The 22,181-nt window shown below is 64.1% G+C and carries 19 protein-coding genes, 2 tRNA genes and 2 pseudogenes; 9 read left to right on the top strand and 14 right to left on the bottom strand.

The window, feature by feature from the left end:
• Positions 1–8: 8 nt before the first annotated feature.
• The gene (locus XH85_RS21795) at positions 9–1,325 is read right to left on the bottom strand and encodes a multicopper oxidase family protein (protein ID WP_128933415.1); all 1,317 of its coding nucleotides are present in this window, start codon (positions 1,323–1,325) and stop codon (positions 9–11) included.
• Between the two features lie 153 nt (positions 1,326–1,478).
• On the opposite strand from XH85_RS21795, the gene XH85_RS21800 reads away from it, so the two are divergent.
• The 3 genes from XH85_RS21800 to XH85_RS21810 all read left to right on the top strand — a co-directional run bounded on the left by XH85_RS21800 (position 1,479) and on the right by XH85_RS21810 (position 4,013).
• Positions 1,479–1,563 (top strand) — tRNA-Leu (locus XH85_RS21800).
• Positions 1,564–1,735: 172 nt separating this feature from the next.
• Positions 1,736–3,097, top strand: coding sequence for a trigger factor (gene tig, locus XH85_RS21805; protein ID WP_128933416.1), 1,362 nt, complete (start codon positions 1,736–1,738; stop codon positions 3,095–3,097).
• A 277-nt stretch (positions 3,098–3,374) separates the two neighbouring features.
• On the top strand, positions 3,375–4,013 hold the full coding sequence (locus XH85_RS21810; RefSeq protein WP_128933417.1) for an ATP-dependent Clp protease proteolytic subunit: 639 nt from the start codon (positions 3,375–3,377) through the stop codon (positions 4,011–4,013).
• Between the two features lie 62 nt (positions 4,014–4,075).
• Here XH85_RS21810 and XH85_RS21815 read toward each other — a convergent pair whose 3' ends face one another.
• Positions 4,076–4,282, bottom strand: a complete 207-nt coding sequence (locus tag XH85_RS21815) for a hypothetical protein (protein ID WP_128933418.1) — start codon at positions 4,280–4,282, stop codon at positions 4,076–4,078.
• Positions 4,283–4,460: 178 nt separating this feature from the next.
• Here XH85_RS21815 and clpX point away from each other — a divergent pair, with 178 nt between their 5' ends.
• The 3 genes from clpX (at position 4,461) to XH85_RS21830 (ending at position 8,954) form a co-directional block, all read left to right on the top strand.
• A complete protein-coding gene (gene clpX / locus XH85_RS21820) occupies positions 4,461–5,732 on the top strand; it encodes an ATP-dependent Clp protease ATP-binding subunit ClpX (RefSeq protein ID WP_008547851.1) in 1,272 nt (423 codons plus the stop codon).
• Positions 5,733–6,057: 325 nt separating this feature from the next.
• Positions 6,058–8,481, top strand: coding sequence for an endopeptidase La (gene lon / locus XH85_RS21825; RefSeq protein ID WP_128933419.1), 2,424 nt, complete (start codon positions 6,058–6,060; stop codon positions 8,479–8,481).
• A 68-nt stretch (positions 8,482–8,549) separates the two neighbouring features.
• A complete protein-coding gene (locus XH85_RS21830; protein WP_128933420.1) occupies positions 8,550–8,954 on the top strand; it encodes a GFA family protein in 405 nt (134 codons plus the stop codon).
• A 130-nt stretch (positions 8,955–9,084) separates the two neighbouring features.
• On the opposite strand, the gene XH85_RS21835 is transcribed toward XH85_RS21830, so the two are convergent.
• The 3 genes and pseudogenes from XH85_RS21835 to XH85_RS46785 form a co-directional block, all read right to left on the bottom strand.
• Positions 9,085–9,161 (bottom strand) — tRNA-Val (locus XH85_RS21835).
• Between the two features lie 238 nt (positions 9,162–9,399).
• Entirely contained in the window at positions 9,400–9,756 is a 357-nt protein-coding gene (locus tag XH85_RS21840; RefSeq protein ID WP_128933421.1) for a hypothetical protein, read from the bottom strand.
• A gap of 229 nt (positions 9,757–9,985) precedes the next feature.
• A pseudogene (locus tag XH85_RS46785) lies at positions 9,986–10,350 on the bottom strand (caspase family protein); the annotation flags it as partial.
• 38 nt (positions 10,351–10,388) lie between these two features.
• On the opposite strand from XH85_RS46785, the gene XH85_RS21850 reads away from it, so the two are divergent.
• On the top strand, positions 10,389–10,580 hold the full coding sequence (locus XH85_RS21850; RefSeq protein WP_420837928.1) for a hypothetical protein: 192 nt from the start codon (positions 10,389–10,391) through the stop codon (positions 10,578–10,580).
• A 197-nt stretch (positions 10,581–10,777) separates the two neighbouring features.
• Here XH85_RS21850 and XH85_RS47685 read toward each other — a convergent pair.
• Positions 10,778–11,983: pseudogene (locus XH85_RS47685) on the bottom strand (acyltransferase family protein).
• 56 nt (positions 11,984–12,039) lie between these two features.
• Here XH85_RS47685 and XH85_RS21865 point away from each other — a divergent pair.
• Complete coding sequence (locus XH85_RS21865; RefSeq protein WP_128933424.1) at positions 12,040–12,900, top strand: class I SAM-dependent methyltransferase; 861 nt, start codon at positions 12,040–12,042, stop codon at positions 12,898–12,900.
• Positions 12,901–13,025: 125 nt separating this feature from the next.
• Here the strand turns inward: XH85_RS21865 and XH85_RS21870 are convergent, their stop codons facing one another.
• From XH85_RS21870 to XH85_RS21890, 5 genes are read right to left on the bottom strand one after another with little or no spacing between them, the layout of a single operon-like run.
• Positions 13,026–14,018 (bottom strand): cation diffusion facilitator family transporter, encoded by a 993-nt coding sequence (locus XH85_RS21870; RefSeq protein WP_164940811.1) that lies wholly within the window; start codon positions 14,016–14,018, stop codon positions 13,026–13,028.
• 2 nt (positions 14,019–14,020) lie between these two features.
• Complete coding sequence (locus XH85_RS21875; RefSeq protein WP_128933425.1) at positions 14,021–17,239, bottom strand: efflux RND transporter permease subunit; 3,219 nt, start codon at positions 17,237–17,239, stop codon at positions 14,021–14,023.
• Complete coding sequence (gene ihpB, locus XH85_RS21880; protein WP_128933426.1) at positions 17,232–18,209, bottom strand: divalent metal ion exporter adaptor subunit IhpB; 978 nt, start codon at positions 18,207–18,209, stop codon at positions 17,232–17,234. The genes XH85_RS21875 and ihpB overlap by 8 nt, the downstream gene beginning before the upstream one ends.
• On the bottom strand, positions 18,206–19,480 hold the full coding sequence (ihpA, locus tag XH85_RS21885; RefSeq protein ID WP_128933427.1) for a divalent metal ion exporter subunit IhpA: 1,275 nt from the start codon (positions 19,478–19,480) through the stop codon (positions 18,206–18,208). The genes ihpB and ihpA overlap by 4 nt, the downstream gene beginning before the upstream one ends.
• Before the next feature lie 55 nt (positions 19,481–19,535).
• The gene (locus XH85_RS21890; RefSeq protein ID WP_128933428.1) at positions 19,536–19,841 is read right to left on the bottom strand and encodes a hypothetical protein; all 306 of its coding nucleotides are present in this window, start codon (positions 19,839–19,841) and stop codon (positions 19,536–19,538) included.
• A 205-nt stretch (positions 19,842–20,046) separates the two neighbouring features.
• Here XH85_RS21890 and XH85_RS21895 point away from each other — a divergent pair, with 205 nt between their 5' ends.
• Entirely contained in the window at positions 20,047–20,676 is a 630-nt protein-coding gene (locus tag XH85_RS21895; RefSeq protein WP_128933429.1) for a cation efflux transmembrane domain-containing protein, read from the top strand.
• Positions 20,677–20,735: 59 nt separating this feature from the next.
• Here XH85_RS21895 and XH85_RS21900 read toward each other — a convergent pair whose 3' ends face one another.
• From XH85_RS21900 to XH85_RS47410, 3 genes are all read right to left on the bottom strand, one after another.
• Positions 20,736–21,266, bottom strand: coding sequence for a Spy/CpxP family protein refolding chaperone (locus XH85_RS21900; protein ID WP_128933430.1), 531 nt, complete (start codon positions 21,264–21,266; stop codon positions 20,736–20,738).
• Positions 21,267–21,331: 65 nt separating this feature from the next.
• A complete protein-coding gene (locus XH85_RS21905) occupies positions 21,332–22,045 on the bottom strand; it encodes a c-type cytochrome (RefSeq protein ID WP_128937376.1) in 714 nt (237 codons plus the stop codon).
• 2 nt (positions 22,046–22,047) lie between these two features.
• A complete protein-coding gene (locus XH85_RS47410; RefSeq protein WP_256477617.1) occupies positions 22,048–22,176 on the bottom strand; it encodes a hypothetical protein in 129 nt (42 codons plus the stop codon).
• Positions 22,177–22,181: the final 5 nt, after the last annotated feature.

The following is a 22,181-nucleotide window of genomic DNA, read 5'->3' on the forward strand; positions in this document are numbered from 1 at the left end:
CGGAGCGCTCACTCCACCGCGTACCAGCGCACCAGCCGCGGGGCCGCCCAGTCAGTCAGAACCGATTCGATCAGCCATCGTCCGGGTGAGGTTGCGGCGAATGCGATGCGCTGGGTCTGGCCGGGCTCGATCGCGAGCGTATCAAGCCAGTAGGGCTTCCAGCCGTCGTCGAGCTTGTCTAGCAGGCGGAAATGGTGGCCGTGCAGGTGGAACACGGTCGTGATGGGGGCTGGGTTCTTCAGGGCCAGCACGATCGTGCGGCCGGCCTTGGCGCGGAAGGTCGGGGCGGAGGCGGTGGAGAAATTTGCCGGCCGGGTCCAGCCGGCGTCGGCTGCGCCGAGCGCGACATCGAACCGCAGGGCGCCTCTCAGATCGAGTTGATCGGGCAGGTCATTGGAAGGGAGCGGCTGTGGCGGCACTGGCGGCGCGCGCCGCTCCAGCCTGCCTGTGACCGAGAGGCTGCCGACCTGGCGGGCCTCCTTGCCGTCATGCAGCAGGAATGGGGCCGACGTGGCCGCGTCTACAAAGACATCGGCCCGCGCGCCCGGGGCTAGCACCAGCGCCCCGCTGCGCGCCGAAAACGGCTCGGCCGGTTGTCCGTCCAGGGCCATCACGCGGACGTCGTGGCTTTCCAATTTGATCGCCAGAACAGTACGTTGGGAGCCGTTGATAAAGCGCAGCCGCAGCCGCTCATTGGCCGCGGCTGAGAGTTCGAATGAAGTCTGTCCGTTGATCGTATAGAGCGGCGTCGTGTCCTTGGGATCGCGCCCCGGGGGAAGCGCGGTCCCATCCGGCCGCACGCGCCATTCCTCGATCAGCAAAACCTCATCACGATCAACAGTGACCCGATTTGCCTCCTCCGCGATGATCGGAAGCGGGCGCGCGGGTTGCTTCAGGCCGTCCTCGAAGAGGCGGAAGTCGGCCAGCAGGGTTCCTGCATTAGATATTGAAATAATTGATGTTTCCGTCGTGTCCGGGGCGGTCGGCGCGCGCCCCCGGAGGGGATCGGAAGTGGCCGGGCCGGTCAGGCCGTACCAGACTGGTGCAAGTGGCACAGGCAGTTCGTTCCGGAACACCACCTCGCAGCGGTTGCCGCGTTTGAGACGGACGTTTCCCAGGTGGCTTACGGCGGCCAGCTCCCAGATTGGTGTCGGCGGCTGACCCTGCTTCAAGGCCAGCGTGGCCGGCCTTGCCTGGAGCGCGAGCTGGGCGGTCACGAGCGGGCCTGCGCCGCCGCCGATCAGCCCGGCCGCCGAGGCGCCAAGTCCAGTCAAAAGTCCAGCCAAAACCTCACGTCGGCTCGGGTCAAAAATCCGCGTTGTCATGGCCGATCCGGACCATGCCGCGCTGGATAAGTCCAGCCGTCGTGCCTACTTGAAGCTTGCCTCCAACCGGCCATTTTTTTGCTGCGAACAGTCAGGCACATGCTATAAGCCCGGCCGCCCGCGGCATCGCGGCCGGTCTTGATGCAAATTCACGCGGGCGTGGCGGAACTGGTAGACGCGCTGGATTTAGGTTCCAGTGACGAAAGTTGTGGGGGTTCGAGTCCCTCCGCCCGCACCAAGCGCTTTCAGCGTTTGCACGGATTACGAGACCTGCTTCCGCGCGGATGTTGTCCGCTTGGAGCCGGTCCAATGAACCACCGGCGTTGAGGCGTTTGCCTCGTGTCGGATCGATTAATGACAGCGTCCCGACGCATGCGCGCCGGGACCGAACGAGAAGAAGATTGGACGCCATGCAGGTCACAGAGACCCTCTCGGAAGGTTTGAAGCACGAGTTCAAGATCAGCGTCCCTGCGTCAGATCTCGACGCCAAGGCCGATGCCAAGCTCGTCGATCTCAAGGACAAGGTCCGTCTCAACGGCTTCCGTCCCGGCAAGGTGCCGGTCGGTCACCTGAAGAAGGTCTATGGCCGCTCGGTGATGGCCGAGACCATCGACCAGACTATCCGCGACACCAACACGCAGCTGTTCTCCGAGCGCGGCTTCCGCCTCGCGACCGAGCCGAAGATCACCATGCCGACCGAGCAGGCCGAGGTCGAGGAGCTGCTGAGCGGCAAGACCGATCTGACCTACACGGTCGCGATCGAGGTGGTGCCGGCCATTGCGCTCGCCGATTTCAAGACCTTCGAGGTCGAGAAGCCCGTCGTCGACGTCACCGAATCCGACGTCGACGAGGCGATCAAGCGCATCGCCGATTCCAACCGCACCTTTGCCGCCAAAGGCGAGGGCGCCAAGGCCGCCTCCGGCGATCGTGTCACCATCAACTTCAAGGGCACCATCAACGGCGAAGCCTTCGAGGGCGGCACCGGCGAGGGCATCCAGGTCCTGATCGGGTCCAACACCTTCATCCCGGGCTTCGAGGAGCAGCTGACGGGCATCGGCGCCAACGAGTCGCGCACGCTGAAAGTGTCGTTCCCGAAGAACTACATGAACGACAAGCTTGCCGGCCAGCCGGCCGAGTTCGAGACCACAGCGACCTTGATCGAGGCGCCGCAGGATCTCGCGATCGACGACGAGTTCGCCAAGACGCTCGGCCTCGAATCGCTCGACAAGCTCAAGGAAGCCGCGCGCGAGCGGCTGGCCGCCGAATTCGCGACCGCGACGCGTCAGCGCGTCAAGCGCGCGCTGCTTGATCGCCTCGACGAAGCGCATCGCTTCGATGCGCCGCCCTCGCTGGTCGACGAGGAGTTCAATCTGATGTGGAACTCGGTCAAGGCCGAGATGGCTTCGGCCGGCAAGACCTTTGCCGACGAGAACACCACTGAAGACGCCGCCAAGGAAGAGTACCGCAAGATCGCCGACCGCCGCGTGCGCCTCGGCCTCGTGCTCTCCGAGATCGGCGAGAAGAACAAGATCACCGTGACCGACGACGAGGTCGGCCGCGCCGTGATCGAGCGGGCGCGCCAGATGCCCGGCCGTGAGAAGGAAGTGTGGGACTATTACCGCAACAACGCCCAGGCGCTGGCCCAGCTTCGTGCACCGATCTATGAGGACAAGGTCGTCGACTTCATCCTCGAGCTCGCCAAGGTGACCGAGAAGAAGGTCTCGCGCGAGGAGCTCTACAAGGATGACGAGGCGGAAAAGAGCGCTGCCTGAAGGCGTTGAGAAAGCCTTCCATTAAGGATGATCAGCGAAGGGGCTCAGCTAGCCAGATGGCCGGCTGGGCCTCTTTGCGCGAATCAGCTTCAACTGCCCGACGGGTTAAGCCTTAATGCGCTCCGCACTTGTCAGGCGCGAATTGGGCTATATCTGTCGGTACACCCTGTACCCAATGTACTATCTCTACCAAGTTCCTGCATCACAGGACGTCCATCCGCCTTCAGGCAAATCCAGCCAAACTGGCGATGTCCGTCTCCGAAACCCTAGGTGACTCATGCGCGATCCGGTTGAAACCTACATGAACCTCGTGCCCATGGTGGTCGAGCAGACCAACCGTGGCGAGCGCGCCTACGACATTTTCTCGCGCCTGTTGAAGGAGCGCATCATCTTCGTGACCGGTCCGGTCGAGGACGGCATGTCGACGCTGATCGTCGCGCAGCTGTTGTTCCTTGAGGCGGAAAATCCGAAGAAGGAAATCTCGATGTACATCAACTCGCCGGGCGGCGTGGTGACGTCGGGCCTTGCCATCTACGACACCATGCAGTTCATCCGTCCGCCGGTCTCGACGCTGTGCACGGGGCAGGCGGCCTCGATGGGCTCGCTGCTGCTTGCCGCCGGCGAGAAGGACATGCGCTTCTCGCTGCCGAACGCGCGCATCATGGTCCACCAGCCCTCCGGCGGCTTCCAGGGCCAAGCCACCGACATCATGCTGCACGCTCAGGAAATCCTGAACCTGAAGAAGCGGCTCAACGAGATCTACGTGAAGCACACCGGCCAGACCTACAAGTCGATCGAGGATGCGCTGGAACGCGACAAGTTCCTGACTGCGAACGACGCCAAGGAGTTCGGTCTGGTCGACAAGGTCATTGACAAGCGCGCCGAGGAGCCGACGCTGGCGAAAGCCCCATTGTAGCACTACCGGGGCGTTACGGCGATCCCTCGGGATCGCCGCGTAGCGTCAGGGCGGTGTTCACGTTAAGGGCGCGTGCGCGCGCCGCACAACGCGGTTTTGCGCCCTGCGGCAGGCGGAAAGTTCCGCTTTCGTGCTTGTTTTTCGTGGCAATCCAGCAACGCCGGGGTGATTTCGATCACTTCGCTCGTGCCAAGACCGGAAATCACGGTATTGTCACGGGTAGCCGGCGAGCCCCGATTAGCGAATTCTTGATAGTCGGGTGACAGCATGGTTGGCTACGATTGATCGGCTATGATCGCGGAGAATCGAGCGACCGTGATTCGCACGGGATGTAACGCGTAGGGTCTTTTTTGGTACGGAATTTGCTCTACTTAAGCTTCATGCCGGCCATCGTGTCGGAGTGGAGCGATCGAGCGGAACGGGATCGAACCGCGGACGGAGACATGAATGAGTAAGGTCGGCACGAGCGACTCCAAGAACACGCTATATTGCTCGTTCTGCGGCAAGAGCCAGCACGAAGTCCGCAAACTGATCGCGGGTCCCACGGTCTTCATCTGCGACGAGTGCGTTGAGCTCTGCATGGACATCATCCGCGAGGAGAACAAATCCTCGCTGGTTAAGTCGCGCGACGGCATTCCGACGCCGAAGGAAATCTGCAAGGTGCTGGACGACTACGTGATCGGCCAGAGCCATGCGAAGAAGGTCCTGTCGGTCGCGGTGCACAACCACTACAAGCGCCTCAACCACCAGACCAAGCACAACGACGTCGAGCTCGCGAAGTCGAACATCCTGCTGATCGGTCCGACCGGTTCGGGCAAGACGCTGCTCGCGCAGACGCTCGCCCGCATCCTGGACGTGCCGTTCACGATGGCCGACGCGACGACGCTGACCGAAGCCGGCTATGTCGGCGAGGACGTCGAGAATATCATCCTGAAGCTGCTTCAGGCCGCCGACTACAATGTCGAGCGCGCCCAGCGCGGCATCGTCTACATCGACGAAATCGACAAGATCAGCCGCAAGTCCGACAATCCGTCGATCACGCGCGACGTGTCGGGTGAGGGCGTGCAGCAGGCGCTGCTCAAGATCATGGAAGGCACGGTGGCTTCGGTCCCGCCGCAGGGCGGCCGCAAGCATCCGCAGCAGGAGTTCCTGCAGGTGGATACCACCAACATCCTGTTCATCTGCGGCGGGGCCTTCGCCGGCCTCGAGAAGATCATCTCGGCGCGCGGACGGTCGACCTCGATCGGCTTCGGTGCCCAGGTGCTCGCGCCGGAGGACCGCCGTACCGGCGAGATCTTCCGTCACGTCGAGCCTGAGGACCTCCTGAAGTACGGCCTCATTCCTGAGTTCGTCGGTCGTCTACCGGTCGTGGCGACGCTCGAGGACCTGGACGAGACGTCGCTGAAGAAGATCCTCACCGAGCCGAAGAACGCGCTGGTGAAACAGTACCAGCGGTTGTTCGAGATGGAGAACATCGAGCTGACCTTCGCCGACGAGGCGCTTGGCGCGGTCGCCCGCAAGGCGATCGAGCGCAAGACCGGCGCGCGCGGCCTGCGCTCGATCCTCGAGGCGATCCTGCTTGAGACCATGTTCGACTTGCCGGGCCTGGAAGGTGTGGAAGAGGTCGTGATTTCGCGAGAAGTCGTGGAAGGCACGGCGCGTCCGCTCTACATCTACGCCGATCGGTCCGATCGCGCCGTCGAGAATGCCAGCGCCTGATTTTTTCGGCGCTGGAACGCTCCAATTGTCCGATCAAGGAGGGCTGCGGAAATGTATCTCCGCAGCCGGTGTTGCGTCGCTTACCTGCGTGCGTAAGCGCCTGATGGCGCGCGTTTTTCGATGACTTGACACCCCCCGGGTCGATAGCCACCTAATGTCGGCGGGCGAGCGAAAATTCTCTTCAAGATTCGCCTCAGTTCCGATCCGGCAAGCCGGTCCAACTCGCAAAAGGACCGACCGGTTCTGCGGATCACCTCGGCACCTCGTGGCGGTTGCGCATGATCAGCGGGCTGCGTGCGAGGGGGCAAAGCAAAAGGAAAAGGCCATGACTAATCCCAAACCCCGGCCAACCATCGTTCATGGCGCAACGCACGCTTATCCCGTGCTGCCGCTGCGCGATATCGTCGTCTTCCCGCACATGATCGTGCCGCTCTTCGTCGGCCGCGAGAAATCGATCCGCGCGCTCGAAGAGGTGATGAAGAACGATGCGCTGATCATGCTGGCGACGCAGAAGAACGCGTCCGACGATGATCCGGCGCCCGATGCGATTTACGAGACCGGCACGCTTGCCAGCGTGCTCCAGCTCCTGAAGCTTCCCGACGGCACCGTGAAGGTGCTGGTCGAAGGGCTCGAGCGTGCGCGCGTGCAGAAATACACCGATCGCGCCGACTATTACGAAGCGACCGCCGTCGCGCTCGCCGACACCGACGCGAAGTCGGTCGAGGCCGAGGCGCTGGCGCGCTCGGTCGTGTCCGACTTCGAGAGCTATGTGAAGCTCAACAAGAAGATCTCGGCCGAGGTCGTCGGAGTCGTGCAGGCGATCACTGACTTCGCCAAGCTCGCCGACACGGTCGCCTCGCATCTCGCGGTCAAGATCGCGGACCGCCAGGGTATCCTGGAAACGCTGTCCGTCACCACGCGCCTGGAGAAGGTGCTGGGCCTGATGGAGAGCGAGATCTCGGTGCTCCAGGTCGAGAAGCGCATCCGCTCGCGCGTCAAGCGCCAGATGGAGAAGACCCAGCGCGAGTATTATCTCAACGAGCAGATGAAGGCGATCCAGAAGGAGCTCGGCGACGACGATGGTCGCGACGAGCTCGCCGATCTCGAAGAGAAGATCTCCAAAACCAAGCTCTCCAAGGAAGCGCGCGAGAAGGCGCAGCACGAATTGAAGAAGCTGCGCCAGATGTCGCCGATGTCCGCGGAAGCGACCGTCGTGCGCAACTATCTGGATTGGCTGCTGTCGATCCCGTGGAACAAGAAGTCCAAGGTCAAGAAGGACCTGGAAGCGGCGCAAGCCATCCTGGACTCTGACCATTACGGGCTCGAGAAGGTCAAGGAACGTATCGTCGAGTATCTCGCGGTGCAGTCGCGCGCCAACAAGCTGACGGGTCCGATCCTGTGCCTCGTCGGGCCTCCCGGCGTCGGCAAGACCTCGCTCGGCAAGTCGATCGCGAAGGCGACGGGGCGCGAATTCGTGCGCGTCTCGCTCGGCGGCGTGCGCGACGAGGCCGAGATCCGCGGCCACCGGCGCACCTATATCGGCTCGATGCCCGGCAAGATCATCCAGTCGATGCGCAAGGCGAAGTCGTCCAATCCGCTGTTCCTCTTGGACGAGATCGACAAGATGGGCGCCGATTTCCGCGGCGATCCGTCCTCGGCGCTGCTCGAGGTTCTCGATCCCGAGCAGAACGCGACCTTCAACGACCACTATCTCGAGGTCGACTACGATCTGTCCAACGTGATGTTCATCACGACCGCGAATACGCTCAATATTCCGGGGCCGTTGATGGACCGCATGGAGATCATCCGGATCGCGGGCTACACCGAGAACGAGAAGGTCGAGATCTCGCGCAAGCATCTGATCCCGAACGCGGTGTCCAAGCACGGTCTGGACTCCAAGGAGTTCTCGATCGACGACGACGCGCTGCTGCTTTTGATCCGCCGCTACACTCGCGAAGCGGGCGTGCGCAATCTGGAGCGTGAGCTCTCCACACTCGCCCGCAAGGCGGTGAAGGAGCTGATGATCTCCAAGAAGAAGTCGGTCAAGGTCACCGAGAAGACTCTGGAAGAGCTGCTCGGCGTTCCGAAATACCGCTTCGGCGAGATCGAGAGCGAGCCGCAGGTCGGCATCGTCACCGGCCTTGCCTGGACCGATGTCGGCGGCGAGCTGCTGACCATCGAAGGCGTCATGATGCCCGGCAAGGGCAAGATGACGGTCACGGGCAATCTGCGCGACGTCATGAAGGAGTCGATCTCGGCGGCGGCGTCCTACGTCCGCTCGCGTGCGATCAACTACGGCGTCGAGCCGCCGCTGTTCGACAAGCGCGACATCCACGTGCACGTGCCGGAGGGCGCGACGCCGAAGGACGGTCCGTCCGCTGGCGTCGCCATGGCCACCGCGATCATCTCGGTCATGACCGGCATTCCGGTCCGCCACGATGTCGCGATGACCGGCGAGATCACGCTACGCGGCCGCGTGCTGCCGATCGGTGGTCTGAAGGAGAAGCTGCTGGCAGCTGCCCGCGGCGGCATCAAGACGGTGCTGATCCCCGAGGACAACGCCAAGGATCTCACGGAGATTTCCGATGCGATCAAGGGCGGCATGGAGATCATCCCGGTCTCGCGCCTCGACGACGTCGTCGCCAAGGCGCTGGTGAAGAAGCCGGTGCCGATCGTCTGGGAAGAAGACACCAAGGTGACGGTGAAGCCGGATGGGGATGAGGCCGCCGGCGGCCTGACCGCTCACTAAGGCTCAACAAGATGATAGAACGGCGCCTTCGGGCGCCGTTTTTGTTTTCGGGCCGAGGGGAGAGGGCGATGCAGATCGATGGGCAATGCCATTGCGGGAAGATCACCTTCGAAGCCGACATCGACCCCGAGGAGGTTTCGGTCTGCCACTGCACCGACTGCCAGACGCTGACCGGCTCGCCGTTTCGGGTGACGGCCGTCTGTTCCGGAGCGGACGTCCGCCTGACCGGCGGCACGCCAAAGATCTACGGCAAGCGGGGCGAGAACGGCCGCATGCGCTTCCAGCATTTCTGCGCGGATTGCGGTTCCCCGCTGTTCACGAGCGGCGAGGGCGATGACGCCGACGATTGGGGCATCCGCTGGGGCAGCATCCGCCAGCGCAACGCTCTTAGGCCGGTCCGGCAGATCTGGTGCCAGTCGGCGGTGGTCTGGATCAATGCGGTGCCGCTGCTGCCGGGAAGGCCGAAGGATTGAGGTTGGCTTGCCGAGCCGTAGTCGCGTCTGAGGGCCCGCCTTCGCCCGATGGGCTTCGGGGCGGCAGCCTTCGCTCACTTCGCGCTCATGATCTGCTGTGCTGGCCTGCCGAGCCGTAGCTCGCGAAGGCTGGTGGGCGGTCACGGATTCGAACCGCGGACCCTCTCGGTGTAAACGAGATGCTCTAACCAGCTGAGCTAACCGCCCAAGTGCGCCTTCAAGTGCGCCTCTTTAGCGCCCCGGCGGGTGCCGAAGCAAGGGCCGAGCGCGTCGCAAACTGGCTCCAATTTGCGGCCTGGTCAGGGCCTTCATGCCGAACACGAGCAGCCCTGCAGCAGGCCCGCCGCAGGGCAATCCTCTTTCGTAGCGCGGATCTCGTCGTCCGGCCGAGGAGGCGGCGATCGTGCTCGCGGCGGCCGGGCGGCGTCTCAACTCCCGTCCGATATCAGGCGGTCTTGGTGAACATCGTCAGGACTCCGTCGGCGATGTTGATCGCAACGACTTGGGACGAACTCAAGCCCTTGGCCTTGAGCACGGAGGCTGCCTCCGGTGTAGCGTCGATGGACTGCCGAAGCGACTGGATGTCTTTATCGCTTGTGTGCGCCACGAGTTCATCGACTTTCGCGCGCACCGCCGGCTGCAATTCCTTGACGTCCACGACCTGTATGCTCCGGATCACCGTGCTCGACTGAGTGGACGGCTGTTCCGCGCCGGGTTGCGACGATGCGCCCTGTGCCTGCACCAGAGTAGGTGTTCCGAGCGAGAGAGCTGCAACGATGACGGATGCCGTGAAGCTGCGCATGGTCTGCCTTTCCAGTTTGAGGAACGGCGAAGCTATCGAGGAAATCTGGTTGGCATCTGATTCCGATGTGGCCGTTCGGTGAAACCAATGCGGCCGCAATGCGCACAGAGGGTCCGCGGTTCGAATCCGTGACCGCCCACCAGTCTGCGCTCGCAGGTCGAGCGAGGCAGCGTCGTTCTCGTTGGGCTAGCTTCAAGTTAAGCAGTACTGCTGGACGGTTACACCGCTGTCAGTTGCAAACTTCGACGTCGCCAGGTCCACTGCCGTAGCCACGTACCCCGGCTCTATTTGCCTCGAGCCTGCAGCCCGATCGAATTGGACGGCAACCGGCTGCATTGCAAATTATCTGTCCTGACGATTTGGCTTGCGGAGATGGTGGCGCAGCCTCCGTTTGTTTCCGCTCGCTATCCCGCCCTTTCGAATTATCGCGCGTCGCTATCGGCTTTTCTCCTGCACCTTCTCGCACTCGTTCTCGTCATTGACGCGATAGCCCGCGCGGCAGGCGATCTTCACGCAGGCGTCGCCGTCGGCCTTGAAGCCGTGATCGCAAACCAGCGGGCAGACGCGGCCCGGCTTGGCCTTGATCGCGTCCAGCGGTCGCCGCCGTCGCCCCGATTTCGTCGCAGCCGAGCTTGTCGCCGCAGGAAATGACGAAGCTGGTGCAGTCAGAACTCCGCCGCGTCGGCTGTCTGACGGCTTCGGCGGACGGCGACTGGAACGCTTCGTCACAGCGCTCGCTGACGCTGTTCAACAAGTACGCCGGCACGAAGCTCGACCAAGCTGGCGAGCTTCGATGCGCATTGCAGCCCCAAATCGCAATGTGACCAGAGTAGTCGGAGCATGCCACCAAGGCAAAGCCTCCTATGTGACCAATGTCACAGGGGCTCCGCCGCGGTGGGCCATATCACGCCGCAAGCGACAACGGAGGGTTGGCCGATGCGTATTCTGCTGGATCTCATCTATCGAGATTGCTGCCGTGCCTGCCTGCGCGAAAGCCGACGCTATCGGACTGGCAAGGACGCTATCGGATTGGCAAGTCCTGGGGCATGACGTCGCCGGCGTTGGCAGCGACGGAGGATTTGACTGCCGCGGGCTGCCATTGGCGAAGCCAGGCGAGCGGGTGGGTCAGGAAGGCCGTCAGCGGCTTGATCGTGGGGCGCTCGACAAGTGCGTAGACCAGCCAGGCTATGCCGATAAGGAAACCCGGCAGCACGACGGCGCGAATGAGCAGGGCCGACCTGTGGTCCCGGCCAATGTGGGCCAAATGCAGGATCATGTTCCCGATGTCCTGATGCAGCAGGTAGAGCGGATAGCTGATGACCCCGATGAACGCCAAGGGAACGGCCAAGGCGCGAAACGATCGAAGCAGGACATGGTCATAACGCGCGGCAAGATAGACCGCGGCGGTGCCGGACCACAGCAGCAGCGACCGGTACATTTCGATCGCGACCGACGGCTGCTTGACGTTGAAATACAGATGATAGAGCTCGAGCGAGAACGCGACGACGATTCCCATGATCGCTTCCCTGCTGCGCCCCCTGATGAGGGCCGCCACGCTCATGCCGGCAATGAAGAACGGGAAGAAATCGTTGGACGTGGAATAGTCCGTGCTGGTGGTCAGGGTCCGGAAGATGGTCACCACGCAGAGCAATGCCAACAGGCGTTGCTTGAGCCCCAGCGCCATCATCATGAAGCAGAAGAGGTAGAACTGAAACTCGATCTGCAATGACCACTAGGCGCCGTCGGGCAGATGATAGTCGACGTGAAGGACGTTGAGCGCCGGAAGAGCGATGAGCGTATAGGCGTAGTCGAACCAGCTCACCCCACGGCCCGCTTCGACCAGCTCGGGCATGAGATTCTTGAACAGCGTCGTCAGCAGGCCACAAACAATCAACGCCGGCAGCAGGCGGCCGAGCCTCTTGGCATAGAAGTGCCACGCCGATTGCGACGTCTCAGCGCTGAACGCGATGCAATAGCCGCTGATGATGAAGAACAGCAGGACACCGAACGTGCCCCGGCTGAAAGCCTGACCCGGGACGAAATGATAGAGCAGCACCCAGATGATCGAGATGGCGCGCAGGCAATCGATGCCGACTGATCGTTCCGACTTCAAGGGGTGTTCTCCTGTTCCCTGAGTTAGCGCAGGGCCGCTTGGCTGTGTCAACTTGGCTTGGCACATCAGCATCGGCCGCCGCGTTGAAATCGGCCTTGCAGCAGGGAAGGACATGTGGATAAGCGTCTTGGGCCGGGCGCGGACGTTCGGCCCTGTCGCGGAGAGGGTTGATGGAACAGTCAAGCGGACACGAGCTCAACGCCGACCAGATCGCCTATTGGAACGGCCCGAGCGGGCAGCGCTGGGCTGATCGTCATGCCGTGCAGGAGACGCTGCTCGGGCCGATCGCGGACGTGCTGATCGACCGTGCCAAGCCGAAGCCGGGCGAGCGCGTGATCGACGTCGGCTGCGGCTCGGGTGCAACGACGGTCGCGTTCGCGAAGGCGGTGGCGCCTGATGGCTTTGCGCTCGGCCTCGACGTGTCCGAGCCCATGCTGTCGCAGGCGCGCGCGTTGGCGCCGAAGGGGCTGCCGCTCGATTTCGTGCTGGCGGATGCGACGGTTCATCCGTTCGAGCCGGCGAGCTTTGATCTGCTCGCCTCGCGCTTTGGCGTGATGTTCTTCGCCGACCCCATCGCGTCCTTCACCAATCTCCGCCGTGCGCTGAAGCCGTCCGGGCGGCTTGCCTTCGCCTGCTGGCGCGAGCCGAAGGAAAATCCGTGGATGATGGCGCCGCTGATGGCGGTCTACAAGCACGTGCCGAAAATGCCGCCGGTTGGACCGGAGGAGCCGGGCCCGTTCGCCTTTGCATCAGAAGAGCGCGTGATGCGTATCCTGAAAGGCGCGAGTTTCGTGGATGTGGCGATGCAGCCGCATAATCTCGCGATGGATGTTGCCATCGGCGGCGGCCTCGATGCCGCCGTCGACGGCGCGCTCCAGATCGGCCCCGCCAGCCGCGCGCTGCAAGGGCATCCGCCGGAGACCTATGACGCAGCCAAGGCTTCGATCCGCGACATGCTCGCCCCGTTCCTGAAGGGGCAGTCAGTGAAGTTGCAGGGCGCAATCTGGATCGTGACGGCGAAGGCGGCGTAGGCACGCTGCTTCCCCATCGTCATTGCGAGCGCAGCGAAGCAATCCAGGCTGTCTCAGCAGAGACAGTCTGGATTGCTTCGTCGCAAGTGCTCCTCGCAATGACGATGTGGATGGGCGTGTGAATTCTACACCACATCATCCGGCGCCAGCGCGCAGCCATTTTCGGGATGCGTCTCGACCTGAAGCGTGGTGTGGCCGATGCGGAATGAGGTCTTGAGCAGCTGCGCGGTCTCCATCAGGAATGCGTCGCCGGCCCCAGTGGGCATCACGAGATGGCAGGTGAGCGCCGTCTCGGTGGTCGAGATCGGCCAGACGTGGAGATCGTGGATCCCGGAGACACCCGGTCGCGCCAGCAGGAATGTCCTGATCGCGGCAAGGTCGGTGCCCTTGGGTGCGGCTGCCATCGACATGTCGATGGAGCCGCGCAACAGGCTGGTCGTGCTCCAGAGGATGGTGGCGCAGATGACGAGGCTGGTTAAGGGATCGAGCCAGAGCCAGCCGGTCCAGATGATCAGCGCCGCCGAGACCACCACGCCGAGCGAGACGGCGGCATCGGCGGCCATGTGCAAGTACGCGCCTTCGATGTTGATGTCGTCCTTGCGCCCGCGCGCGAACAGCATGGCGGTGAAGCCGTTGATGAGGATGCCGATGCCGGCCACCACCATCACCGTGACGCCGGCGACCGGCTCCGGCGCGCGCAGGCGCAAAATCGCCTCCCAACCAATGGCACCGGTTGCGACCAGCAGGAACACCGCATTCGCCAGCGCGGCAAGAATCGTGGAGGCACGCAGGCCATAGGTGAAGCGGCCGCTCGGCGCGCGCCTTGCCGCAATCGACGCGCCCCAGGCCACGACCAGGCCGAGCACGTCGGACAGGTTATGGCCGGCGTCCGCGAGCAGGGCGGTGGAGTTGCCGATATAGCCATAGACCGCCTCGGCCACCACCAGCGCGGTGTTGAGCGAAATTCCGATCGCGAACGCCTTGCCAAAGCTGGCCGGCGCATGGACATGCGCGTGTCCGTGGCTGTGGCCATGAGCATGGCCGTGGTCGTGACCATGATCATGCGAATGGCCGGCATAATCATGGTGGTGATGTCCGTGATGGTCGTGGCCGGCCACCTCTAGCGCTCCCCTGACGCTGTCAAATCAGGCGCCATTGTAGGCGTTTCGGCGCCTGCGTCACGGCGGAACAGCACGTAGAGCGCCGGCAGCACCAGCAGCGTCAGTACGGTCGAGGAGATGATGCCGCCGATCACCACGGTTGCGAGCGGCCGCTGCACCTCGGCGCCGGCGCCGGTCGCAAGCGCCATCGGCACGAAGCCGAGCGAGGCAACCAGAGCGGTCATCAGCACCGGGCGCAGCCGCGTCAGCGCGCCCTCGCGCACGGCATCCACGACGGAGTGCCCCTCGCTGCGCAGCCGCTCGATGAAGGCGATGATGACGAGCCCATTGAGTACGGCGACGCCCGACAGCGCAATGAAGCCGACACCGGCGCTGATGGATAAAGGAATGTCGCGCAGCAGCAGCGCTGCGACGCCGCCGGTCAGCGCCAGCGGCACGCCGGAGAACACCAGCGCCGCATCCGCAGCCGATCCCATGCCCATGAACAGCAGCAGGAACACCAGCAGCAGCGCCACCGGCACCACGATCGTCAACCGCTTGGTCGCGGAGACCAGCTGCTCGAACTGTCCGCCCCAGCCGATCCAGTAGCCCGGCGGCAGCTTGACCTTCTCGGCCACCGCCGCCTCGGCCTCGGCCACGAAGGAGCCGAGGTCGCGCGCGCGGACATTGGTGGTGACGACGATGCGCCGCTTGCCATTTTCGCGGCTGATCTGGTTGGGACCGGGCGTCGCATCGACGGTGGCGACCGACGACAGCGGCACATAGCGCATCTGGGTGAGCGGGGAGGCGGCCAGCGCAGTCCGAATGGCCGTGCTGGAGCCGGCCTCCTCACCGGGCGGCAGCGGGATCGGGATCGCCCGGATCGCTTCGAGATTGCCGCGCAGATGCTCCGGCAGGCGCACGACGATGTCGAAGCGGCGGTCGCCCTCGAACAGCTTGCCGGCCGACTTGCCGCCCACCGCGATCTCGACGACGCCCTGCACCTCACCGATGCTGAGGCCGTAGCGGGCGAGCGCCTGGCGGTCGAACCGGACGGTGAGGATCGGCAGGCCTGCGACCTGCTCGATCTTGACGTCGCTGGCGCCGCGGATGCCGCGGATCGCGGCCTCCACCTGTTTGGCCGCGCCTTGCAGGATGTCGAGGTCATCGCCGAAGATCTTGACGCCGACGTCGCTGCGCACGCCGGAGATCAGCTCGTTGACCCGGAACTGGATCGGCTGGGAGATTTCATAGGCGCTGCCGGGAATGTCGTCCGCGGCATGGTCGATGGCCTCGATCACCTCCGATTTCGGCTTGTTTGGGTCGGGCCATTCGGCGCGCGGCTTCAGCATGATGTAGCCATCGGTCTGCGCGGGCGACATCGGGTCGGTTGCGATCTCTGCGGTGCCGATGCGGGTGAAGAACTCCTTCACTTCAGGGATCTGCTTGATGCGTTTCTCCAGCGCCTTCTGAAGCTCAAGCGACTGCGTGAGACTGGTGCCGGGAATCCGGATCGAGGCCAGCGCGACGTCGCCTTCGTCGAGGCTCGGAATGAACTCGCCGCCCATGCGCGCGGCGGCGATACCGCTGGCGACCACGATGACGACGGCCATGATTGCGACGGCGAGCCGGTTGTCGATGGCAAATCGGAGCAGGGGAAGATAGGCGCGTTTCGCTGCCCGCATGAACAGGTTTTCGTGCTCCGACACCTTGCCGGTGACGAAGATGGCAATGGCAGCCGGCACGAAGGTGATTGAGAACAGCACGGCAGCGCCCAGCGCCATCAGCACGGTCAGCGCCATCGGCGTGAACATCTTGCCTTCGACGCCGGTCAGCGTCAGCACGGGCAGGTAGACCACCGCGATGATCAGCGTTCCGAACAGGCTCGGCTTGATGACGTCGCGCGAGCCGCGCAGAATCGCACGCAGGCGCTCGGACGTCGTCAGCAGCCCGCCTTTGTCGCGCTGGGCCGCGGCCAGCATGCGCAGGCAATTCTCGACGATGATCACGGCGCCATCGACGATGATGCCAAAGTCGATTGCGCCGAGACTCATCAGGTTCGCGCTGACCTTGGTCTCGACCATGCCGGTGATGGTCATGGCCATGGACAGCGGAATGACGCAGGCGGTGACGAGGGCGGCACGGATGTTGCCGAGAATTAGGAACAACACGGCCACCACCAGCGCCGCGCCTTCCAGCAGGTTATTCCGGACGGTGTGGATGGTGGCTTCGACCAGATCGGTGCGGTCGTAGACAGTCCGCGTCACGACGCCTTCGGGCAGCGACTTGGCGATGTCCTCGAGACGGGCCGCGACGCGGCGCGCCACGGTCCGGCTGTTCTCGCCGATCAGCAGCATCGCGGTGCCGAGCACGGTCTCCTCGCCGTCGCGCGTCGCCGCGCCCGTGCGCAGATCGCGGCCTTCGGTCACGGTCGCGACATCCCTGATCCTGACGGGATTGCCGCCGCGCGAGCCGATGATGATGTCCTGGATCTCGTTGACGTTGCCGACCTGGCCTGGGGAGCGAACCAGATACTGCTCGCCGTTGCGCTCGATATAGCCGGCGCCGACATTGGCGTTGTTGGCGGCAAGCGCCGTCATGACGTCGCGAAAGCCGAGCCGGTAGGCCATCAGCTTGCCGGGGTCCGGCAGCACGTGGAATTGGCGCTCGAAGCCGCCGATGGTGTTGACTTCGATCACGCCCGGCACGTTGCGAAGCTGCGGCCGGATGATCCAGTCCTGCACGGTGCGTAGATCGGTCAGCGAATAGTCGTGGCCGCCTTGCGTCTTGGCGCCCGCCTTGGCCTCGACGGTGTACATGAAGATTTCGCCGAGCCCGGTGGAGACCGGGCCCATTGCGACCTCGACGCCGGCCGGAAGCTGGTCCTTCACCTGCTGGATGCGTTCGCCGACGAGCTGGCGGGCGAAGTAGATGTCGGTGCCGTCCTTGAAGACGACCGTCACCTGGCTGAGGCCGTAGCGCGACAGCGAGCGGGTGTAGTCGAGCTTCGGCAGGCCGCCCATCGCGGTCTCGACCGGGAAGGTGATGCGCTGTTCGGTCTCGAGCGGCGAATAGCCGGGCGCACGGGTGTTGATCTGGACCTGAACGTTGGTGATGTCTGGCACGGCGTCGATCGGCAGGCGTTGGAAATTCCAGCCGCCGAAGGCGAGGGCGCCAAGCGCGAGCAGCAGGACCAGCCAGCGCTGATGCAGTGAGGCGGCGATGAGACGCTCAATCATGCTCGGCGTCTCCCTTGCCCATCTCCGCCTTGACCACAAAACTGTTCTCGGCGACGTAATGCTCGCCGGCCGCAAGGCCCGCCTTGATCTCGACATGGCGCGGATCGGAATCCCCAAGCTCCACGGGGCGCGCCTCGATCTTGTCGCCGTTCTCGCGGACGAACACGATCGTCTTGTTCTCCAGCGTCTGGATCGCGCTGCGGCGCACGGCAACCGCGACATTGCGCGCGGCAAGGATCAGCCGCGCCGTGACGAACAAGCCAGGACGCAGGCGTCCGTCCGGATTTGGCAGCACCACGCGGGCCAGCGCGGTCTGGGTCTCGCTACTGCCGATCGGCGCCATGTAGGAAATCGTGCCCTTGATCTCGCCGCGGCCATCGTCGAGATCGATCAGAACCTCGTCGTTGAGGTGGACGCGCCGCAGATCCTGCCGGTAGATCGACAGATCGACCCAGATGGTGGAGAGGTCGGCGACGACGAAGGCCGGCTTCTGCTCGGAAGCGTATTCGCCGAGCGAGATCTGCCGCTCGATGATGGTGCCGGCGATCGGCGCCTTCAGCTCGTAGACGGTAAGGCTCTGGTTGCTCTCGATCGCGGCGAGCAGATCGTCCTTGCCGATCTTGTCGCCGATGCGCTTCAGGATCGATTTGGCGATGCCCGGAAAGCGCGGCGTCACCTGCACCACGGCTTCCTGGTTGGCGCGCAGGATGCCGTTGAAGGCGAGCGTGTCGGTCAGCGTCGCGCTCGCGGCCTCCGCCAGCACCACGCCGGCGGCAGCGAGCTTGACGTCGGAGATGCGGATGCGGTCGGCGCCATGCTCGTCCTGCTCGACATGGTCGTTCGGCTTCTCCGGCTTCTTGTCCGCGGCATGCTCGGCGGGCGGGACCCTGGCCGGCGCCAGCAGGGCATAGCCACAAGCGCCGAGAGCGGCGGCAACGACAGCGACGACAATGGTGGAGGACGTCTTCATCGTGCGCTCTCCCGCGCCAGCGTGAACGGATTGCCGACCAGGCCTTCGATGGTCGCCACCCCCGCATGAAAGTTCTGCAGCGCCTCCTGCTCACGCAGCCGCGCCTGGGTGACGCTTGCCTGGGCGTCGAGCACTTCGAGCAGGGTGAAGCGGCCTTGGCCGTAGCCTTGCGCGATCGCCTCGGACGCTTCGACGGCCTTCGGAATCGCGGTCTCGCGCAGGACTGCGAGTTCGCGCAGCGAGCCTTGCAGCGAGTCATAGGCCCGGCCGGCGATCACGATCAGCGCGTTGCGGTTGGCCTCGCGCTCGGCTTTGGTCTTGGCGAGGCTTTCCTGGGCCGAGAGGATGTTGCCCTGGTTCTGGTCGAACACGGGAATTGGCACCGAGAGCGTGAGGCGCACAGCATCGTCATTGGTTTCGTTGTAATGGCGCCAGCCAGCCGCGATCCGCACGTCGGGGTAGGGCTTGAGCCGTGCCAGCAACAGCTCGGCATTGCGCTGAGCATAGACCGCGGTCCAGCGCACCAGCTGCGGATTGGCATCGATCGCGGCGACGACCGATTGGAACGTCGGCGGGCGTCCCGTGATATCGAGCCGGCCGGAGACCTCGCCGAATTTCGCGGCGGGATCTCCCATCAGCACCGCCAGCTCGCGCCGGGCGCTGGCCAGCGTCGCCTTGAAGCGCTCGCGGTCGGCCTTCACCAGGGCGGAGGCGACCTCGGCGCGGCCGGTTTCGGCCGGCGAGGAGGCGCCAGCCTCGACGCGGCGGCGGAGCAGCGGCGTCAGGCGGTCGATCGCGGCGATCTGTTCGTCCAGGATCTGGATGCGCCGCTGCGCGCCGAGCACGCTGAGGAAAGCGATCGCTGTCTCCGACAGCACCTCCAGCCTGACGGCCTTGCGCTGGATCGCGGCGACCTCGATGCCGGCTGCGCCTGCGGCAATCCGCGCCTCCCGTTTGCCGAACAGCTCGAAAGCCTGGCTGATCTGGAGCGTGGTCTCGGCCGATCGCGTGCCGCGATATCTGCCAGAGCCGAATGAATCGTCCTGCTCGTAGGACAGTTCCGGATTGAGCAGTGCGCCCGCCTGGATGCGCTGACCCGTGGCAATGCCGACGTCGCGCTCCGCCGCCGTCAGGCGCGGACTCGCGGCCAGCGCGCGCGACAGCGCGGTCCGCATCGTCAAAGTCTGGGCGTGAGACGGTGCAAGCGCCAATCCGACAAGCAGACACGTCGCCGCGCACGCGAGGCGCGCGGCCATTCCCCTGCAAAACATGAAACCGACCTGTGAAGGATGAACCTAATGGGCGCAGGGCGCCCGACCAATCCGTTCAGGCAATAGGTTTGGGAGGCGGGGAGTCGGTATCGGGGATAATTCCGGCGAGCCGGGGTGCAAGTTGCCGGCGCGATGCAGACACCAGCGCGACCAATGCGGCGGATAGTGCCGGCTGCGCCATCGTCACCGAGAAGCAGCCATGGCAATGATGGCCGCCGATCGCCTTGTGGTCGCCGTGGCCTGTGGAGCCATCGAGGATCGAAGCGATTTCCGAGCCGCCGGACGGGCTGGTCACATCGATGTCATGAGTGCCGTGGAGCGCGCCCGACAGCAGGTACATGACCGCAACAAACACAGCCATGAGCCCGCGCCAATTGCGCGTGTGCCTGAGTCTGAAGGGCCGGCGGTTCAAGACCACGAATTCACTCTCGCTGACAGTCAGGCTGGCCTAGCACGGCGACGGGAACAGTGTCGACCCGCAACAATGTTACGTGTGGGAACTTGATGTCGCGGGGGCCGGCCCCACCGTGATTGTCCGACGCGTGCAACCGCTCTATCTTGTGAGCATGGCTGATGCATGCTGCTCACCGCCGCCGCTCAATCTTGATCGTCATCGCGACAACAAAGCGTATCGTCGCGTGCTATGGGCGGTGCTCGCCGCCAATGCCGTCATGTTCCTCGCCGAGATCGGCGCGGGCCTTGCTGCCGGATCGGCGTCGCTCCAGGCTGACGCGCTCGATTTTCTCGGAGACGCCGCGAACTACGCCATCAGCCTTCTGGTGGTCGGCATGACGCTGCGCTATCGCGCTGCCGCGGCCCTGGCGAAGGGGCTGACGATGGGCGCCCTTGGCCTTTGGGTCGTCGGCACGGTCGTCTGGCACGCGGCCCATGGCACGCTGCCGAGCGCTTTCACCATGGGGGCGGTTGGTGTCGCGGCGCTTGCCGCGAACGTCGCCTCCTTCGGGCTGTTGTGGGCCCATCGCAAGGGCGACTCCAACATGCGCTCGGCCTGGATATGCACCCGCAATGACGTGCTCGGAAACATCGCCGTGCTGTTGGCCGCCCTCGGCGTGTTCGGGACCGGCACGGGCTGGCCCGATATCATCGTGGTCGCAATCATGGCCGGCCTCGCGCTTCAGGGAGCGGTTGTCGTGGTACGGCACTCCCGAATGGAGCTGAAGGTTGCTCCGGCCTAGAACGCGATGCCGCAAGTCGTGCCGCCGGATAGCAACGTCTGATAGGCTCCTCGGGTTCGTTATTTCTCGTGTTGGTGGCGGTGCATCGATGCGCCACCCGTGTAGCCGCGCAACGCGGCGTATTTATCCAATTGAGCCTTTTCGAGAACGGCCCGCGTGAGCAGATGGTACTTGAGATGCGCGTCTCGGAGCTCGCCCTGAATGACCGAGATTGCGGCCGTTGCCGCTCTGAGGCTTTCGGGGGTTACGCTTCCGCTGGCGAATTGCTGGTCTAACTCGGCTTCCTTGTTGATCAGCCGGGTCCCGAGAGGGATCGCTTCGGACTTCATGGCGGCAAACATCTCCTGCACCTTGCCCCGCTGCTCGGAGGTCAACCCCAATCGGTCCCCGAGCTCAAGAACGTGGGAAGGTCCCGGATAGCCGTTGATCTCGGCAGCGAGCGCCAATCCCATACCGCGGCCCGCGCGCAGGTCTGCGATCTCCTGATCCGAGAGCGCTTTTATCTGGCGGAGCTGCATCCCTGCATAAGGCGTCTGCGCCCACAGGGATGCCGAGACAAGGAAAATGACTGTCGCAGCGATGAACTTCATGGGGATGTCCTTCCAATGTTAGACAGTCTGTAGTGTGTAATTCGTGGTCGAGACCAGCCAAGACCTCAGCAGTGATCTTCTATCGTTTTGGAGATTTCGTTCGGGGCGGCGAAAATCACGTCCGCCCGGTCACCCATCATGCCGGCCGACACGATAGCGGGCGCGCCGCTCTGCGGTCCGTCTTCGCTGGAATCCGTCTTCAGACGCAGATTGCGCTCCCAGAAGGGGCGCGTCTTGCCGTCGGCCGTCGTCACCCGGTAGGTGTCCCGACAGTGGGTCATGCCGGTGACGCGCTGCGCGGGATTCAGATTCTTCAGATTGGGGGCGCGGCCGCTACCCATCATCCCTCCCATCATGCCGCCCCCATTCATGCGGTTTTCGGCCGTTCGCTCCGGCGCGGCCCCCGGCTTGGTGGCCTCCTTAAGGAATGCCAACAGATCCGCGCGAACGCGTGAGTCATCGATCCCCTCGAACGGCATCTCGTTGTGCGGCACCATGCGCGCAGGATCGGTCAACCAGGCGTCCAGCGAGCGGTCGTCCCAGATGATTCCCGAAGCTTTCAGCGCGTCGGAGTAGCGGTCGAAACTCGGCAAGCTGGCGGCCTTCCTCCCCCAGAGATTTGCAAGACTCGGCCCCGTCATGTTGCGGTCGGGCTCGAGCGAGTGACATGCCGCGCAGACGCGAAAATTGCGTTCGCCCCGAGCCACGCTGTCCTGCTGCGCGCCGGCCGGCGAGGAGACGAGGACGGCCGCGAATGCCACGAAGAGAAGGCGATCCATGTTCAATCTCCCCGATTTGAGAAGAAGAGATACTTGACAAGCGCTGCCGCCCCCAGCGCGAGCACGACAACGACCAGAACCGCGATCAGCTCCATGCCGCCCATCATTCCCGACATCATATCCTGCATCATGGCTC

The organism is Bradyrhizobium zhanjiangense, assembly GCF_004114935.1.
In the GTDB taxonomy this organism is placed as follows: Bacteria; Pseudomonadota; Alphaproteobacteria; order Rhizobiales; family Xanthobacteraceae; genus Bradyrhizobium; species Bradyrhizobium zhanjiangense.